The following is a 16,422-nucleotide window of genomic DNA, read 5'->3' as shown; positions in this document are numbered from 1 at the left end:
GCCTCACGCGGCAATACCGGCCATCATCAGGCCGAGGGTCTGTTCACCGGCATCAGCCGTCTTTTCACCGACCACATGTCCGGCGAACATCACGAGTATACGATCGGACAGTGCGCGGACTTCGTCCAGTTCGACCGAGACCAGCAATACGCCCTTGCCGGCATCGCGCATCTCGATGATGCGGCGATGGATGAACTCGATGGCGCCTATATCGACGCCACGTGTCGGTTGGCCGATCAGGAGCATCTTCGGATCACGCTCGATCTCGCGGGCGACCACGATCTTCTGCTGGTTGCCGCCGGAGAAATTGGCGGTCCGCAGCCGGGGATTTGGCGGACGAATGTCGTATTTCTCGATCTTCAGCGCCGCATCCTTACGGATCGCGTCGAGGTTCATGAATGGACCGGTGCTGTAGGCCGGGTCCCGATGATAACCCAGGATGGAATTCTGATACTCCTCGAACGGCAGCACCAGGCCCATGTGATGGCGGTCTTCCGGAATATGCGCCAGCCCCAATGTCCTAAGATGGGCCGGATCGACCTTGTCGATGGTCTTGCCATGCAGCAGGATTTCGCCCGAAGTCGGCTTGCGTATCCCCGCCAGCGCCTCCAGCAGCTCCGACTGGCCATTGCCAGCCACGCCAGCGATACCGACGATCTCGCCGGCACGGACATCGAATGAAACATTGTCGACCATGGTGACGCCACGACCGTCCTTGACCGTGAGATTGCGTACGGACATGACGATCTTGCCCGGATTGGCGGCGCCTTTCTCGACCCGCAGGAGGACGCGGCGGCCGACCATCAGTTCCGCCAGCTCCTCGACGGTGGTGTCGGCAGTCGTGCGCGTCGCCACCATCTCGCCGCGACGCATGACCGACACCGTATCGGTGATCGCCATGATCTCGCGCAGCTTGTGGGTGATCAGGAGCACCGTCTTGCCCTGGTCGCGCAGGACGCGGAGAATTCTAAACAGGTGGTCGGCCTCTGCCGGCGTCAGAACACCGGTCGGCTCGTCGAGAATGAGGATCTCGGCACCGCGATACATGGCTTTGAGGATCTCGACCCGCTGCTGCAGCCCAACGGGGAGCTCCTCGATCAGCGCGTCCGGATCGACATCGAGGCCATAGTCCGTTTCCAGCCGCTTCAATTCGGCGCGCGACGCTGCCACGCCCTTGGCAAGCAAGGCGCCACCCTCGGCGCCGAGCATGACATTTTCGAGGACCGTAAAATTTTCGACCAGCATGAAATGCTGATGCACCATTCCGATGCCGACATCGATTGCGGCTTGGCTGTCGCGGATGGTGACCGGTTTGCCATTGACACGGATCTCGCCGCTGTCGGCTTGATAGAATCCGTAGAGGATCGACATCAGCGTCGATTTCCCTGCCCCGTTTTCGCCGATTATCCCGTGGATGGTGCCCTTGGCGACGGTCAGGTCTATGTTTTTATTGGCGTGTACGGCACCGAACTTCTTGTCGATACCCACAAGCTCGATGGCAGGCGGTTGGCTCACTTTACTGCTCCAGAAACGGCACGTCCGGATATGAAAAGGGCGTATGGCCGCTCGCCATACGCCCTTCCGTCAACTCATTTCGGGCAGGTATTGTCCGCCGTGTAGTCGTGTACGGTGACCTTGCCGGATACGACATCGGCCTTGGCCTTGTCGACGGCAGCCAGCATTTCGGCGGATATCAGCGGCTTGTTGTTGTCATCCATGGCAACGGCAACGCCGTCTTCCTTCAGGCCAAGATGCTGGGCACCGGGCGTGAACTTGCCGTTCTTGGAGTCCATGAAGGCATCGTAGACTGCGAGATCGACGCGCTTGACGACCGAGGTCAGAACCGAACCGGGATGCAGGTAGTTCTGGTTCGAGTCGACGCCGATCGAAAGCTTCTTGTTGTCGGCAGCGGTCTGCAGGACGCCGAGGCCTGTGGCACCGGCAGCCGCGTAGACAACGTCCGCACCCTGGTCGATCTGGTTCTTGGTCAGTTCGCCGCCGCGCACCGGATCGTTCCAGGCTGCGCCGGTGGTGCCAGTCATGTTCTGCAACACTTCGATCTTCGGATTGGTCGCACGCGCGCCCTGCTCGTAGCCACATTCGAACTTGCGAATCAGCGGGATATCCATGCCGCCGATGAAGCCGATCTTGCCTGTCTTCGAAGACATGGCAGCCATGACGCCGGCAAGGTAGGAACCTTCGTTTTCCTTGTACATGACGGAACGGACATTCGGCAGGTCGACCTGGTCATCGATCAGGACGAACTGGGTCTTTGGAAATTCTGCACCGACCTTCTGCAGTGCCGAAGACCAGGCAAAGGAAACTGCGATAACCGGATTGAAGCCCTTGCTGGCAAAGTTGCGCAATGCCTGTTCACCCTGCGTATCGCCGCTTGGCTCGAAGTCGCGGTACGCGATGCCGGTTTCCTTCTTGAACTTTTCGGCGCCATTGTAGGCCGCTTCATTGAAGGATTTATCGAACTTGCCGCCCGTGCCATATACGATTGCCGGCTTGATATCGGCAGCGAGAGCCGACGCCGACATCGCGGCCAAGGCAAAAAGGGTCAAAACAGATTTTTTCATTAGCGCAGCCCTGTTGTTGCTTTGATGGGGTCCTCCCGCAAGCCCGTTTTCCGGGACATGTCTGCGGAACCGCCGACCTCCCCCGAGGCCTGGCTTGGGCGCATCCTTGCATGCTGACATCCAAAATTCATCAGAAATTTTTCAGTTGGTAAAGATTTGTGGGAACTGCCGAAAAGGCAGCTTGGCTGGCTGATTTTTGAACGTAGAAGGCGCTAATATGCGGCTTTTATAGTCATCAGGATGCTACCAAACACCGAAGCCTCAAGACCATAGCCTTCGATATTCTCCAGGCCAAACCAAGATTTTGGCCATATCAGGCTCGCTCTGCACAGGCTAAGCCAAAAACCGGCCAGTGGCCGGGACCCGCCTGTAGCCCACCATCCACAGCAGCAACGATACCGCCAGGAGCACGGCGAAGGCCGGCTGCGACAAGGACCACTCCACGGCCGGCATATAGAATTTTCCACCATCGTCCCCGGCCGGGATTGCCGCTTGCAGCCGCTCGAAGGTGGAAGGGCTGAAGCTTTTCCAGAGGTCGGCGAAAGATGTGATGACCACGGCCGAAGAGGCGACTGAGCGGATGGAATCGATAGTCCCTGCGATTGTCGCCATGACCAGACAGACGAGGCTTCCCAAGCGCAACAGAAAAAGCATCTATTCCTCCAATGGCCCGGATCCAGCGGTCAATGGCCTGCTGCCTCCGACCTGGCCATCCCCCTGCAATGGATATGTCAGAGCCGCTATCTGCGCAATGTGCATTGGCGGACGGTTTGTGCGGAGAAGTCGAAAATACTCTTGCTTATGGGGTTGATCCCCGCGCATTCCTCGGTATATATCGCGCCGTTCCCACGATTGCTCCTTTACCGGATGCGAAGTGCAGATGGACAGGTGGCCGAGTGGTTTAAGGCGCACGCCTGGAACGCGTGTGTGCGTGAAAGCGTACCGTGGGTTCGAATCCCACCTTGTCCGCCATCCCTTCGATTGATGGCATTGTCGATACCCAGGTGAAATGAGAGCTGCCGGGGCGACATCGGAGACTTAAATGGCTGCCCGAGACCGCTTTTCAAAAAAGCTCATCTGTCCTCAATGCGGACATTCCGGTTTTGCCGAAGCATCCGAGGATGACGACCGCAACCGGAAAAACCCTGGTTTTGCGATCGATGTGATGCCGCGTGGCTTCTACGAGCAACGTGCCTCGAAATTTCAGGAAAGCTCGATCATCCGCTGCCATTGTGGCCGCAAATTCCCTTTCCGCGCCATCACGGAGCCAGCGCACAATTGATGGAAGCCCAGCGTCGTTTACACACCCCGTAGGGGAACGCGGCCTATCCCAGCAAAACAAATGTCGGACTGTTGTCTTTCAATTGTACCCCTGTCGCCTGCATGCGGAAAGCTTCCTCGATCAACCAGACCAGCTTGTGGGCCGCTTCCCCGAAAGACAGACCGCCGGGCCGGATGTTAGAAACGCAGTTGCGGTCGGCATCGTTCTTTCCGACGCGTGGATCGAAGGTCAGATAGGCGCCGATGCTGTCGGGAGACGACAAGCCGGGCCGCTCGCCGATCAGCATCAGCACGCAGCGGACACCGAGCGCCACCCCGACCTCGTCGGCAAGAGCCACGCGGGCATTGCGGGCGATAGCAACCGGAGAGACCGTCAGGTTCTTGACGCGCAATATCGGTGTCAGTGCCCTCAGAAGAGGTTCGACATTGCGGTGGATGGCAGTGGCGGACAAACCATCGCCGATGACGATGCCGATATCCGCGCCTTCTTGCCGATCGGCGAAAAGCATGGCCCGACTTTCGTCTGCAAGCCGTCGTCCGAGGTCCGGCCGCCGCAGATAACTTTCGCGGCCGGGCGCTGCGCTTTCCACGAGCAACGGCTCGAGCCCCATCGACTTGACAATGGCCGCTACGGCATCGGCGTCGAATGCGAGATGCACCGCGTCCTTCGCCTGCGCATGGGCCAGGCCGAAATTCAGGACTTCCGATGTCGGCAACGACGCGCCGGCGCGGCCGAGCGCTATGCGGGCGGTGGTGTGGCTCTTCAGCCCGGCCCAACCATCGATGTTTGCAAGCGAGGCGCGACGCCCGGCCGGGATGTCACCGTTGCTCATGCTGCCGCTCCCATCATCGTATCTTCTGCAAGCGACATCAGCGCGTTGTTCGAAGCGTTTTGCGGCAGAAGCCGGCCAGCGGCATCGCTGATACCGCTGCTTTGCAGCCATGCCTCAAACTCCGGTGCCCGCCTGAGGCCCAGAAGTTCGCGTACATAGAGCTGATCGTGAAACGAGGTCGACTGATAGTTCAACATGATATCGTCGGCACCGGGAACACCGATGACGAAATTGACGCCGGCCGTCGCCAGCAGGGTCAGCAGCGTGTCCATGTCGTCCTGATCGGCATCGGCGTGGTTAGTATAGCAGATGTCGGCACCGATCGGCAGTCCCATCAGCTTGCCGCAGAAATGATCTTCCAGCCCCGCCCGAACGATCTGCTTTCCGTTGTAGAGATATTCAGGGCCGATAAAACCGACCACAGTGTTGACCAGAAGTGGTTCGAACTGCCGGCAAACAGCATAGGCGCGGGCCTCCATCGTCTGCTGATCGACGCCGAAATGGGCATCGGCAGACAGGGCCGACCCCTGGCCGGTCTCGAAGTACATGCAATTGTTGCCGACAGTGCCGCGGTTCAGGGATCGCCCGGCGTCCAGTCCCTCCTGCAGCACCTTCAGGTCTATGCCGAATGAACTGTTGGCCTTCTGGCTGCCGGCCACCGACTGGAAGATCAGGTCGACCGGCGCGCCGGCGTTGATCATTTCGATAGAAGAGGTCACATGCGTCAAGACGCAGGTCTGCGTCGGGATCGAAAAGCGCTCGATCAATTCGTCGAGCATCCGCAGGATGCCGGACAGAACTGCGGGATTGTCGCTGGCGGGATTAATGCCGATCACGGCATCGCCACAGCCGTAGAGGAGCCCGTCGATGGTCGAGGCGAGGATGCCTTTGAGGTCGTCCGTCGGATGATTGGGCTGAAGGCGCACTGCCATCCTGCCGGGAAGCCCCAGCGTATTGCGGAAAGCCGTCGGCGTGTTGCATTTCTTTGCGGCGAGGATCAGGTCCTGATTGCGCATCAGCTTCGAGACTGCCGCGGCCATCTCCGGCGTCACGGCAGGCGCAATGGCCTTCAAAGCTGATGTGGTCGCCTCTTCGGACAGGAGCCAATTTCTGAAATCGCCGACAGTCAGGCTGGCGATCGGTCGAAAGGCATCTGCATCATGGCTGTCGATAATCAGCCGCGTGATCTCGTCATTCTCATAAGGAATGACGGCCTCATTCAGGAAGATGGAGAGCGGCAGGTCGGCGAGGCACATCTTGGCAGCGAAGCGCTGGACATCCGACTGCGCCGCGATCCCCGCAAGAGCATCACCAGATCGAGCAGGCGAGGCCACGGCCAGGACATCCTTCAGACAGTCGAACCGAAAGCGCTGGCCGCCGGCCGTCATCGTATAAGCCATAAGTTCGCGCCCCGGACTTCTCTCAAGATTAAAGTCAACAGTAGCGTCCACCCTAGGCCAAGGGAAAGACTGCCATATGCGGGGCTGATATCCATAAAATGTAGAGCCGCTGTAAGCTGGACCCCAATATGCCTATTTAGAGGGCATCAGATCTAAAATAATTCAGAAATGCGTCACCCGCATCCTGCGAGTCAGCCATTCATTTGCGGCCGATCAGTCGCAGCCTTCTTGCCAGCCGGGCAAAGTCGCTTTGCAGAACGGGTGGAACCACGTCGGTAGGCTTCGGCGCCTTGCCGATGATCTGCCGGCGTCCCTTAGCGGAAAAGGGCTGTGCGAGTTGGGCACGAAACCCCTTGGCGACCTTCCCACTGATGCCGATATCAACGGACGACGGGCGGGGCGGATTATAGTAGGTGCCGAAGATCTGGTCCCAGAGAACAAGGTTTTCGCCGTAATTCGTGTTGCCTTCGGCGAGCAGCCTGGAATGGTGCCAGCGATGCAGGCGCGGCGTGCTGAGTATCCAGTCGAGCGGACCGGTCCTGACATCGATGTTGCAATGGGTCAGCAGCCCGACAAAGGCAGTGACCGCACCGATCCAAAGGAAGACAGGCAGCGGCGCGCCGAGCAGGTAGAGCGGGATCTGGCTGAGCGCGATCTTCAGCAGCGAATCGATGAAATGAAAACGGCCGGTGTTGATGACCCAGAGGCGCTCCACGCTGTGGTGCAGCGCGTGGAAACGCCAGAGCGACAGGTTTTCGTGGGCAACCCGGTGGGCGATGTAGAGGCCGAATTCGGCAACGATCAGCCCGAGAATGACCTGCAGAAACAATGGTGCATTGTGGGGCCAGAGAAACGTCGGCGGACTGAACAAGGGCTGGGCGACGGTGGCGACGGCCATTGGAAAGGAGGTGCCAATGGCTGCGACGATCTGTACGCCGCCCTTGTTGAGCAGCGTATGGGCGAAATCGTTGAAAGTCTCGCCATCCCGGCGCAGCCAGGTCTGCTCGTAGGGCATAAGGCGTTCGGAAAGACTGATGAGGATGACGACCGTCAGATAAACGACGTTGAACCACAGCAGCGGAACCGAGGTCTTGAAGGCGAAATAGGAGCCGATCAGACCGCCGATGAAAAAGGACGGCCACAGCAGGCTGGAGATCGTCGTATAGATCAAGCCATGCGCTTTTCGGTCCATCTCGGTCGCGGCAGCCTCGGGCGCAAATGTCATTTCTTCATCGTCCTCGGTCCTGCATCGCTTGCGGTCAATTCCTATACCGAAGAAATGCCATTTTCAAAGGCCGCACCTTCACAGCAAGCCGATCTAACGCACTTTTGATCAACGCCCGAGGCGCGAAGGCAACGACTATCCCGGCGAGGCTAGACTTTATGGAGCTTGTTGATCACGTACGGAAGGAGCGTAGTGCCGAAGCACTCCATTGCCCCGATTGTGCAGTTACTCGCACGATGGCATCGAAAATGGACTCTTGTCAGCCGGCGAACGATCACCGAAGGTGTCGTCAACGTTCGTGAAGGAATATCCCATGACAGACCAAGCCTTCTGGGCAGCCAATGACGAACGCCTGCTGCGGCAGGCCTTTGCAGTCGCAAGCCGGGCCCGAAGTAATGGAAACCATCCGTTCGGGGCAATCCTTGCCGGACCTGATGGCACAGTACTGCTGGAACAGGAAAACGCCTACAATCCGATGCAGGACATGACCGGCCATGCCGAGCGCGTGCTGATGACTCGAGCGTCGCAGGCCTACCGTCCCCAGTTTCTGGCAGGCTGCACGATGTATACCTCCGCCGAGCCCTGCGCCATGTGCTCCGGCGCGGCCTATTGGGCCGGCGTCGGCCGGGTCGTCTATGGCCTCAGCGAAAGCCAGTTGAAGGATATCACCGGAAACCATCCGGAAAACCCGACGCTCGATCTCCCGTGCCGCACCGTCTTTGCGGCTGGCCAGCGGAAGGTTGTCGTCGTCGGGCCTCTTCTTTGCGAGGAAGCCAGCGCATTGCATGACGGTGTCTGGTAGCATCGACTTTCGATAATGTCTGCCATGCAGCCTCTGGGCGCAGCCCTGCGGAGCCGACGGGAGTTGCCTTGGTATCGAGTTCATCCGACATCGAAAGCCTGCGATCGGCTTATTCCGACCGGATCCGCGCGCCTGCGGAAACTCTGCGCCGAATTTCGCCGCTGTTGCAGCGCTACGGTATCACCCGGCTTTCCAGGCTGACCGGCCTGGACAACATCGGCATTCCCGTCTGGAATGCAGTATCGCCCAATGCGCTCTCCATCGTTATCAACCAGGGCAAGGGCATCACGGATATTGATGCCAAGGTTTCGGCTGCCATGGAAGCATTGGAGCGAGCCATTGCCGGCGCGCCGGACATCCCAAAACCCCTGAGAAGCTGGAATTGGCTCACGGATGCTGGCGCGTTGGCCGATAGATTGGACGGTCTCGTTGCCGCCGGAAAAGCCGACATTGCACCGGATGAGCCGGTCGAATGGGTCGCCGGCGTCGATCTCCTGTCAGGAGAGCCAACCTATGTACCTTACGAAGCGGCAGTCCTGGACCGAACCAAGACGGGCCGGTTCTGGCAGTCATCGGACGGCCTTGCCTCTGGCAACACCTATGATGAAGCCGTGCTGCATGGATTGCTGGAGAGGATCGAACGCGATGCCTATGTTTTATGGCAGGTGACAAGCCGGGAGCGTCGCCATCAATGCTGCATTGCCGCCAGCGCCTTCCGCGACCCCGTCATCGACGGCCTAGCGAGGCGGATCACAGAAGCTGGGCTGAAACTCGTCTTGTTCGATATTACCAGCGACATCGGAATTCCCTGCTACTCGGCCCTTTTGGGCCCCGCAGACATTGCGACACGACGCCAGCCGCTCTATCGCGACGTCAGCCACGGCAGCGGAACCCACCCCGATCCGATCCGCGCGGGGATCAGGGCCATCACAGAAGCCGCGCAATCGCGCTTGACGTTCATCAGCGGCGCGCGCGACGATATCGATCCAGGTTGCTTTACCCAGCCGCTGCCGGTTGAAACGCTGGAGTGCTTTGCGATCGACCCTGCGTTGCGCCCAATCGAAGCTGTAGCGATATCGGGTGGTCCGGCGGTTTTGCTCTCCAATTCACTCGACGGGCTGAGGCGGGCGGGGATAGGGAGAGCCGTTGCCGTTACTCTATCCAGCCCGGAAGTGCCGATAACCGTAGCCAAGATTTTCGTGCCGGAGCTCGAAAATCCGGACGGCGCGCGAAAGCGAAAATTTGGCGGAAGAGCAATTTCGCGCGTGCTGGGAGGAGCCTGACGCAGAAAATCCCCTCTTTCGCCTGCTCATATCCGACAAGATGCTTTTTGCATGGGAGGACATGTCGTCTCCTTGTCGCCACCATTGCAGTGTTGAAACGCTCAACCGTTACGCCGAAATCGCGACAGCGAAAAAACGGCGACGATCATTCATCATCCTGGCAGCGCGGAGAGACCTCGTGGTCCGCTTGACGATCCTGATGGCAGCATTCGCCGCATCCGTACCCGCCCAGGCCTTTGCCCATCCGCATATCTTTATCGACGCCAGGTTCGAGGCCGTCGCCTCGGCGGACGGAACACTGACTGAGCTTCGCAACGTCTGGAAATTCGACGATGTCTTCTCGTCTTCGGTGCTTCTGGACTTCGACAAGAACGAAAACAACACGCTCGACAAATCAGAGTTGCTGGCCGTCGGCAAGACGGTGCGAAACTCGCTCGAACAATACAAATACTACACCAACGTCACCGTTAACGGCAAAGCGGTCCCCATGGCCAAGCCTGAGTCCATACAGGCGGACTACCAGGATGGCGCGCTGATACTGACCTTTTCTCTCAAGCCGGTGACCAAGACCAAGCTGGTGGGCACGGCTATCTTCGGGATCTACGACCAGACACTTTATACCGCAGTCGATTTCGCCAGCGACAACGACATGGCGACATCAGGCGCCGGCTTTTCCCATTGCAGCCGCAAGGTCGTCCGGCCAAACCCGGACGAGATCATCGCGCAGAACCAGGCGACCCTGACCAGCCTGTTCTTCAACGACCCGATGGGGACAAACTTCTCGCAGCTCGTTGCAACGCGGCTGGAAATGAAATGCTGATGCGCACATTACGGGCATGCTCACGCTAAACGGATCGGATGCCAAAATTATAGTCGACAGAAAAAATGATATGTTATAACAAACCATCGATGCCAGTGGATATCGCGATGTCACCAAACTCAGATCCCTTTCGCCGGTCGCTGATGGGCCGCTCTTCCGTCGTTCGGCTGGTGGCCGTGGCGATTTTGCTTGCCATGCTCTGGCTGGCTATAGCATGGGCGGTAAGCCTCCCATGACCATGCAGCGTATCCGCCTTGAAAACGTTTCGATTGCCTATGCAAAGAACCTGGCGGTCAAGAATATCTCCGGGACCTTCGAAGAAGGAAGCCTGACCGCCATCGCGGGCCCGAACGGAGCTGGGAAATCGACGCTTCTGAAAGGCCTGATGGGCGACCTGAAGCTCAAGTCGGGCGCCATCCATCTCGATGCCCTGCGACCGAAGGATTTCGGTTACCTGCCGCAGGCGGCCGAGATCGATCGGCATTTTCCCCTGAGCGTCGCGGATACCGTCATGCTTGGTGCCTGGAACCGCAGCGGCGCTTTCCGCGGCATTTCGCGTGAGACTGCCGAGCGTGGACGGGCAGCGCTCGAAGCGGTCGGTCTTGGCGGTTTCGAGCGACAGCATATCGGTTCGCTGTCTGCCGGCCAGTTCCAGCGCGTCCTGTTTGCACGATTGCTGCTGCAGGATGCCAAGGTGATCGTGCTCGACGAGCCGTTTACCGCTATCGATGCCGCTACCACGCGTGATCTGCTGCAGATCATCCACCAGTGGAACGATGACGGTCGCACCATCATCGCGGTGCTTCACGATTTCGAGCAGGTCCGCAGCCATTTCCCGCAAACGCTGCTGATGGCCCGTGAGGCCGTAAGCTGGGGGCCGACAGAAAGTACCATGACGACTGGAAACCTGCAGAAGGCGCGCGCCATGGCTGAAAACGCCGCTATCGAACAGCCGGAGCCGGTAGTCCTGTGATGCTCTACGACGCCCTCGTCCATCCCTTTGTCGAATACGGCTTCATGCGCCGCGCACTGATCGCCTGCGTAGCCCTTGGGCTAGGCTCCGGGCCCGTCGGCGTCCTGCTGATGCTGCGCCGCATGAGCCTCGTCGGCGACGCCATGAGCCACGCAGTCCTGCCAGGAGCTGCCATCGGCTTCCTCATTGCCGGTGGCCTGTCACTGCCGGCCATGGGTCTCGGCGGCATCGTTGCAGGCCTCGTTGTCGCGCTTCTGTCGGGACTGGTCAGCCGCACCACGGTCCTCAAGGAAGACGCCAGCTTTGCCAGCTTCTACCTGACATCGCTGGCCCTTGGCGTATTGATCGTTTCGCTACGCGGCTCGAACATCGATCTGCTGCATGTGCTGTTCGGGACTATCCTCGCAATCGATGCCACCGCTCTCTACTTCGTTGGCGGCATCGCAACATTCACCGCCCTCGTGCTTGCAGTCGTCTACCGGCCGCTGGTGGCCGAGTGCTTCGATCCCGGTTTCCTGCGTTCGGTGCGTGGCCACGGGTCGTTTTACCACGTGCTGTTCCTGTTTCTTGTCGTCCTCAATCTTGTCGCCGGCTTTCAGGCGCTGGGCACGCTGATGGCCGTCGGCCTGATGATGCTGCCAGCCTCGATCGCACAGCTCTGGGCAAAAACCCTGCCGGTGATGCTCGCTATCTCGGCATGCATTGCCGCGCTTTCGGGGCTGGTCGGCCTGATCGTCTCCTTCCACTTCGGCCTGGCATCGGGACCGACGATCATCCTGGTCGCCGCCTCGCTCTATTGCCTGTCGCTGTTGTTCTGCCCCTCTGGCGCCGTCCGGCGCCTGTTTCCGAGCCGCATCTGATGATGCCAATACAGGAGTGAAAGCGTGACATACCTTCGCACTATCGCATACGCCAGCACAGCGCTAATGGCGTTGACCGCCATGGCCTCAACGGCTTCAGCAAAGACGCTGGATGTCGTTGCAAGCTTCACGGTCCTTGCCGACGTCGTCCACGAGGTCGGCGGCAAGAATGTCGAGGTCAAGACGCTGGTCGGGCCGAACGGCGACCCCCACGAGTTCGAACCATCCCCGGACGACGCCCGCAACCTAAAGGCGGCTGATCTGGTCTTCGTCAGCGGCGACGGGCTGGAAGGGTGGATGGACCGGCTCATCACCGCATCCGGCTACAAGGGCACGCCGATCACCGTTTCCGACGGTATCAACACCCGCACCATGGAAGAAGACGGAAAAACCGTCACCGACCCGCATGTCTGGAACAGCCCGGTCAACGTCATGGTCTGGGTGGACAATATCGAAAAAGCCCTGGCTGCCGCCGATCCGGAAGACGCTGCGACCTTCAAGCAGAATGCCGAGAGCTATCGCAAGCAGTTGAAGTCTCTCGATGTATACGCCCATGAAAAGCTCGATCCTGTGCCTGACGACAAGCGCAAGATTCTCACAAGCCACGACGCATTCGGTTATTTCGGCCGGGAATACAAGGTCAAGTTCCTGGCGCCGATCGGCTTTTCGACAGAAACAGAGGCGTCGGCTGCCGATGTCGCCAAACTCATCGACCAGATCAAGGCCGAGAACGTCAAGGTCTATTTCTTCGAGAATTCAAACGATCCGAAGCTGGTCAAACAGGTCGCATCCGCGACAAGGGCACAGCCGGGCGGCGAGCTCTACGTCGAGGCCCTGTCCGACCAAAACGGCCCTGCATCCACTTATATAAAGATGTTCCGTTATAACGTTAACCAGATTGCTTCTGCACTGGAGAAGAAATAGTCTATCGACGGTAGCGCCTCAGTCGGCGCTACCGTCGGCCGTCCGGCATTGATTTCCGGTCGCGCCGACCACACCTTGATTGAGCCTGGAGCTTCGTTGATATAGATCCGGCGATACAGGCGACGAACGGATGCTAGAAACAACATTGGCGACGAAAATTTGACCGTACCGGAAAAGCTCACGAAGAATCAGGCCCTGGTGCTCGGCATCCTCGAAAAGTCGCACGAGCCGGTCAGCGCCTATACGATCCTGGAACGGCTCCGCGACGATGGCTTTCGGGCCCCGCTTCAGGTCTACCGCGCATTGGAAAAACTCCTCGCATTCGGCAAGGTCCATCGCCTCGAAAGCATCAATGCCTTCGTCGCCTGCAGCCACGCCGGCCACAGCCACAGCGGTGGCGTGACCGTCTTTGCGATCTGCGAGACATGCGGCAAGGTAGAAGAGTTCCACGACGACATCATCAGCGAACGTCTGGCGATGTGGCAGGAAAAAAGCGATTTCAAGCGCGAGAAGACGACGATCGAGATCCGTGGCTTTTGCACCCGCTGCAGAAATTTAGCATCTCCGAAGCTGGCTGCAACCGCGTAAGAAACGCAAAACCCGCCAGACACGACGCCGGCGGTTATTAATCAATTTATAGAGGTGAGATTTCTGAGCTTGGACTTTTCAGGTTATGAGCCTGACGAGCTACCGGGCTGCTCCACCCCGCGGAATGTGACGTTGGCATTTGCCGTTGTCTGTTTGCGTTATGCAAACGGTATTGATTGTTGGTTTTTGGAACGACGTTGTGTGGTTATGCGATTGTGAATGAGAATTATGTTGCGTTTTGCAGACCTGGCAGCGACCGACTCTCCCGCGTCTTAAGACGGAGTACCATAGGCGCAGGGGCATTTCACGGCCGTGTTCGGAATGGGAACGGGTGCAGGTGCCCCGCCATGACCACCAGGTCGGCAAAGCGCAACATTTGAGAAGCTGGTGCAGGGCTATGCCCTGCTTTTCTTGAGTTTATGTGAACACGTTTGGCGTCGGTCCGGACAACCGCGAAGCGGTTGCCGGGTTGTACGCAAAAGCTACGCTTTCGCTCTGTCGGGACAAGTGCTTTGCACTTGCCCTGAGATGAGCACAAGCAATGAGAACGATCAAGCCAGTCGAGCTATTAGTACCGGTAAGCTTCATGCATTGCTGCACGTCCACACCCGGCCTATCAACGTGGTCGTCTTCCACGGCTCTGATAGGGAACACTCGTTTTCAGGTTGGTTTCCCGCTTAGATGCTTTCAGCGGTTATCCATTCCATATTTAGCTACCCTGCTATGCCCTTGGCAGGACAACAGGTCCACCAGAGATATGTCCATCCCGGTCCTCTCGTACTAGGGACAGATCCTGTCAATATTCCTACACCCACGGCAGATAGGGACCGAACTGTCTCACGACGTTCTGAACCCAGCTCACGTACCGCTTTAATTGGCGAACAGCCAAACCCTTGGGACCTGCTCCAGCCCCAGGATGCGATGAGCCGACATCGAGGTGCCAAACAACCCCGTCGATATGGACTCTTGGGGGTCATCAGCCTGTTATCCCCGGCGTACCTTTTATCCGTTGAGCGATGGCCCTTCCACGCGGGACCACCGGATCACTATGACCGACTTTCGTCTCTGCTCGACTTGTCAGTCTCGCAGTCAGGCGGGCTTATGCCATTGCACTCGACGACCGATTTCCGACCGGTCTGAGCCCACCATCGCGCGCCTCCGTTACTCTTTCGGAGGCGACCGCCCCAGTCAAACTACCCACCATACACTGTCCCGGATCCGGATAACGGACCGCGGTTAGACATCCATGACGATAAGGGTGGTATTTCAAGGATGGCTCCACAGAAACTGGCGTCCCTGCTTCAAAGCCTACCACCTATCCTACACATGCCGACACGAATGCCAGTGTAAAGCTATAGTAAAGGTGCACGGGGTCTTTCCGTCTGACCGCAGGAACCCCGCATCTTCACGGGGAATTCAATTTCACTGAGTCTATGTTGGAGACAGCGGGGAAGTCGTTACGCCATTCGTGCAGGTCGGAACTTACCCGACAAGGAATTTCGCTACCTTAGGACCGTTATAGTTACGGCCGCCGTTTACTGGGGCTTCAGTTCAGAGCTTGCACCCCTCCCTTTAACCTTCCAGCACCGGGCAGGCGTCAGACCCTATACGTCGTCTTGCGACTTCGCAGAGCCCTGTGTTTTTGGTAAACAGTCGCTACCCCCTGGTCTGTGCCACCCCACAAGAGTTGCCTCGAGTGGGGCCACGCTTCTTCCGAAGTTACGCGTGCAATTTGCCGAGTTCCTTCAACATAGTTCTCTCAAGCGCCTTGGTATGCTCTACCTGACCACCTGTGTCGGTTTCGGGTACGGTCTATACGGTGGAGCTATTTCCTGGAACCGCTTCCCTGCACAATCAATCCAATAAGATCGTACAAGTTACGCAATCCGTCACTACCACCAGGCCCACGATTATTAACGTGGTTCCCATCGACTACGCGTGTCCGCCTCGTCTTAGGGGCCGGCTAACCCTGCTCAGATTAACTTTAAGCAGGAACCCTTGGTCTTTCGGCGAGGGGGTCTCTCACCCCCTTTATCGTTACTCATGTCAACATTCGCACTTCCGATACCTCCAGGAGCCCTCACGGGTCTCCCTTCACAGGCTTACGGAACGCTCCGCTACCACTGGCAAACTCGCTAGAGTTTTGCCAATCCTCAGCTTCGGTGCATGGCTTCAGCCCCGTTACATTTTCGGCGCAAAGACCCTTGACTAGACCAGTGAGCTGTTACGCTTTCTTTAAATGATGGCTGCTTCTAAGCCAACATCCTGGTTGTTTTGGGATCCTCACATCCTTTCCCACTTAGCCATGACTTGGGGACCTTAGCTGGAGGTTAGGGTTGTTGCCCTTTTCACGACGGACGTTAGCACCCGCCGTGTGTCTGCCTGATAGTACTCCCCGGTATTCGGAGTTTGGTTAGGATCAGTAAGACGGTGAGTCCCCATAGCCCATCCAGTGCTCTACCCCCGGGGGTATTCGTCAGACGCTCTACCTAAATAGATTTCGCGGAGAACCAGCTATTTCCGAGTTTGATTGGCCTTTCACCCCTAGCCACAAGTCATCCCAATCTATTGCAACAGATGCGGGTTCGGTCCTCCAGTTGGTGTTACCCAACCTTCAACCTGCTCATGGCTAGATCACTCGGTTTCGGGTCTAATGCAACTAACTATATCGCCCTATTCAGACTCGCTTTCGCTTCGCCTACACCTACCGGCTTAAGCTTGCTAGTTACACTAAGTCGTTGACCCATTATACAAAAGGTACGCGGTCACCCTTTCGGGCTCCCACTGTTTGTAGGCATCCGGTTTCAGGTTCTATTTCACTCCCCTTGTCGGGGTGCTTTTCACCTTTCCC

14 protein-coding genes, 1 tRNA gene and 2 rRNA genes (1 of these 17 only partly in view) are annotated in these 16,422 nt (G+C 58.1%); 9 read left to right on the top strand and 8 right to left on the bottom strand.

The window, feature by feature from the left end:
• Positions 1-3: 3 nt before the first annotated feature.
• The 3 genes from PR017_RS16045 to PR017_RS16035 form a co-directional block, all read right to left on the bottom strand.
• Positions 4-1,515, bottom strand: a complete 1,512-nt coding sequence (locus tag PR017_RS16045; protein ID WP_111215842.1) for an ABC transporter ATP-binding protein — start codon at positions 1,513-1,515, stop codon at positions 4-6.
• Between the two features lie 74 nt (positions 1,516-1,589).
• Positions 1,590-2,582: a BMP family lipoprotein gene (locus tag PR017_RS16040; RefSeq protein WP_111215840.1), complete on the bottom strand. Its 993-nt coding sequence runs from the start codon at positions 2,580-2,582 to the stop codon at positions 1,590-1,592.
• A gap of 333 nt (positions 2,583-2,915) precedes the next feature.
• The gene (locus tag PR017_RS16035; RefSeq protein ID WP_111215839.1) at positions 2,916-3,236 is read right to left on the bottom strand and encodes a hypothetical protein; all 321 of its coding nucleotides are present in this window, start codon (positions 3,234-3,236) and stop codon (positions 2,916-2,918) included.
• Between the two features lie 228 nt (positions 3,237-3,464).
• Between PR017_RS16035 and PR017_RS16030 the strand changes: the two genes are divergently transcribed.
• Positions 3,465-3,554, top strand: a tRNA-Ser gene (locus tag PR017_RS16030).
• Between the two features lie 70 nt (positions 3,555-3,624).
• The gene (locus PR017_RS16025; RefSeq protein ID WP_111215837.1) at positions 3,625-3,864 is read left to right on the top strand and encodes a hypothetical protein; all 240 of its coding nucleotides are present in this window, start codon (positions 3,625-3,627) and stop codon (positions 3,862-3,864) included.
• A gap of 43 nt (positions 3,865-3,907) precedes the next feature.
• Here PR017_RS16025 and eutC read toward each other — a convergent pair whose 3' ends face one another.
• The 3 genes from eutC to olsE all read right to left on the bottom strand — a co-directional run bounded on the left by eutC (position 3,908) and on the right by olsE (position 7,288).
• Positions 3,908-4,696, bottom strand: a complete 789-nt coding sequence (gene eutC / locus PR017_RS16020; RefSeq protein ID WP_111215836.1) for an ethanolamine ammonia-lyase subunit EutC — start codon at positions 4,694-4,696, stop codon at positions 3,908-3,910.
• A complete protein-coding gene (locus PR017_RS16015) occupies positions 4,693-6,096 on the bottom strand; it encodes an ethanolamine ammonia-lyase subunit EutB (protein ID WP_111215834.1) in 1,404 nt (467 codons plus the stop codon). The genes eutC and PR017_RS16015 overlap by 4 nt, the downstream gene beginning before the upstream one ends.
• A 199-nt stretch (positions 6,097-6,295) precedes the next feature.
• On the bottom strand, positions 6,296-7,288 hold the full coding sequence (gene olsE, locus PR017_RS16010) for an ornithine lipid hydroxylase OlsE (RefSeq protein ID WP_111215833.1): 993 nt from the start codon (positions 7,286-7,288) through the stop codon (positions 6,296-6,298).
• A 346-nt stretch (positions 7,289-7,634) separates the two neighbouring features.
• On the opposite strand from olsE, the gene PR017_RS16005 reads away from it, so the two are divergent.
• The 7 genes from PR017_RS16005 to PR017_RS15975 all read left to right on the top strand — a co-directional run bounded on the left by PR017_RS16005 (position 7,635) and on the right by PR017_RS15975 (position 13,571).
• The gene (locus PR017_RS16005) at positions 7,635-8,123 is read left to right on the top strand and encodes a nucleoside deaminase (protein WP_111216870.1); all 489 of its coding nucleotides are present in this window, start codon (positions 7,635-7,637) and stop codon (positions 8,121-8,123) included.
• 68 nt (positions 8,124-8,191) lie between these two features.
• Positions 8,192-9,406, top strand: coding sequence for a YcaO-like family protein (locus PR017_RS16000; protein ID WP_240538816.1), 1,215 nt, complete (start codon positions 8,192-8,194; stop codon positions 9,404-9,406).
• Positions 9,407-9,584: 178 nt separating this feature from the next.
• The gene (locus PR017_RS15995) at positions 9,585-10,226 is read left to right on the top strand and encodes a DUF1007 family protein (RefSeq protein ID WP_111215831.1); all 642 of its coding nucleotides are present in this window, start codon (positions 9,585-9,587) and stop codon (positions 10,224-10,226) included.
• 232 nt (positions 10,227-10,458) lie between these two features.
• Positions 10,459-11,199: a metal ABC transporter ATP-binding protein gene (locus tag PR017_RS15990; protein ID WP_111215829.1), complete on the top strand. Its 741-nt coding sequence runs from the start codon at positions 10,459-10,461 to the stop codon at positions 11,197-11,199.
• Positions 11,199-12,059, top strand: coding sequence for a metal ABC transporter permease (locus PR017_RS15985; protein WP_161959282.1), 861 nt, complete (start codon positions 11,199-11,201; stop codon positions 12,057-12,059). The genes PR017_RS15990 and PR017_RS15985 overlap by 1 nt, the downstream gene beginning before the upstream one ends.
• A 66-nt stretch (positions 12,060-12,125) precedes the next feature.
• Positions 12,126-12,983, top strand: coding sequence for a metal ABC transporter substrate-binding protein (locus PR017_RS15980; RefSeq protein ID WP_111215826.1), 858 nt, complete (start codon positions 12,126-12,128; stop codon positions 12,981-12,983).
• Between the two features lie 159 nt (positions 12,984-13,142).
• Positions 13,143-13,571 carry a Fur family transcriptional regulator gene (locus PR017_RS15975; RefSeq protein ID WP_111215824.1) on the top strand — a complete coding sequence of 143 codons (429 nt, stop codon included), beginning with the start codon at positions 13,143-13,145 and terminating at the stop codon, positions 13,569-13,571.
• Between the two features lie 244 nt (positions 13,572-13,815).
• Here PR017_RS15975 and rrf read toward each other — a convergent pair.
• Both rrf and PR017_RS15965 read right to left on the bottom strand, forming a co-directional pair.
• Positions 13,816-13,930 (bottom strand): 5S ribosomal RNA (rrf, locus tag PR017_RS15970).
• A 188-nt stretch (positions 13,931-14,118) separates the two neighbouring features.
• Positions 14,119-16,422, bottom strand: a 23S ribosomal RNA gene (locus tag PR017_RS15965) (it continues 538 nt past the right edge of the window).

This window comes from Rhizobium tumorigenes, from assembly GCF_003240565.2.
Taxonomy (GTDB): Bacteria; Pseudomonadota; Alphaproteobacteria; order Rhizobiales; family Rhizobiaceae; genus Rhizobium; species Rhizobium tumorigenes.
Note: the sequence above shows the minus strand (reverse complement) of the source record. Positions and strands in the feature narration are given on the sequence as shown.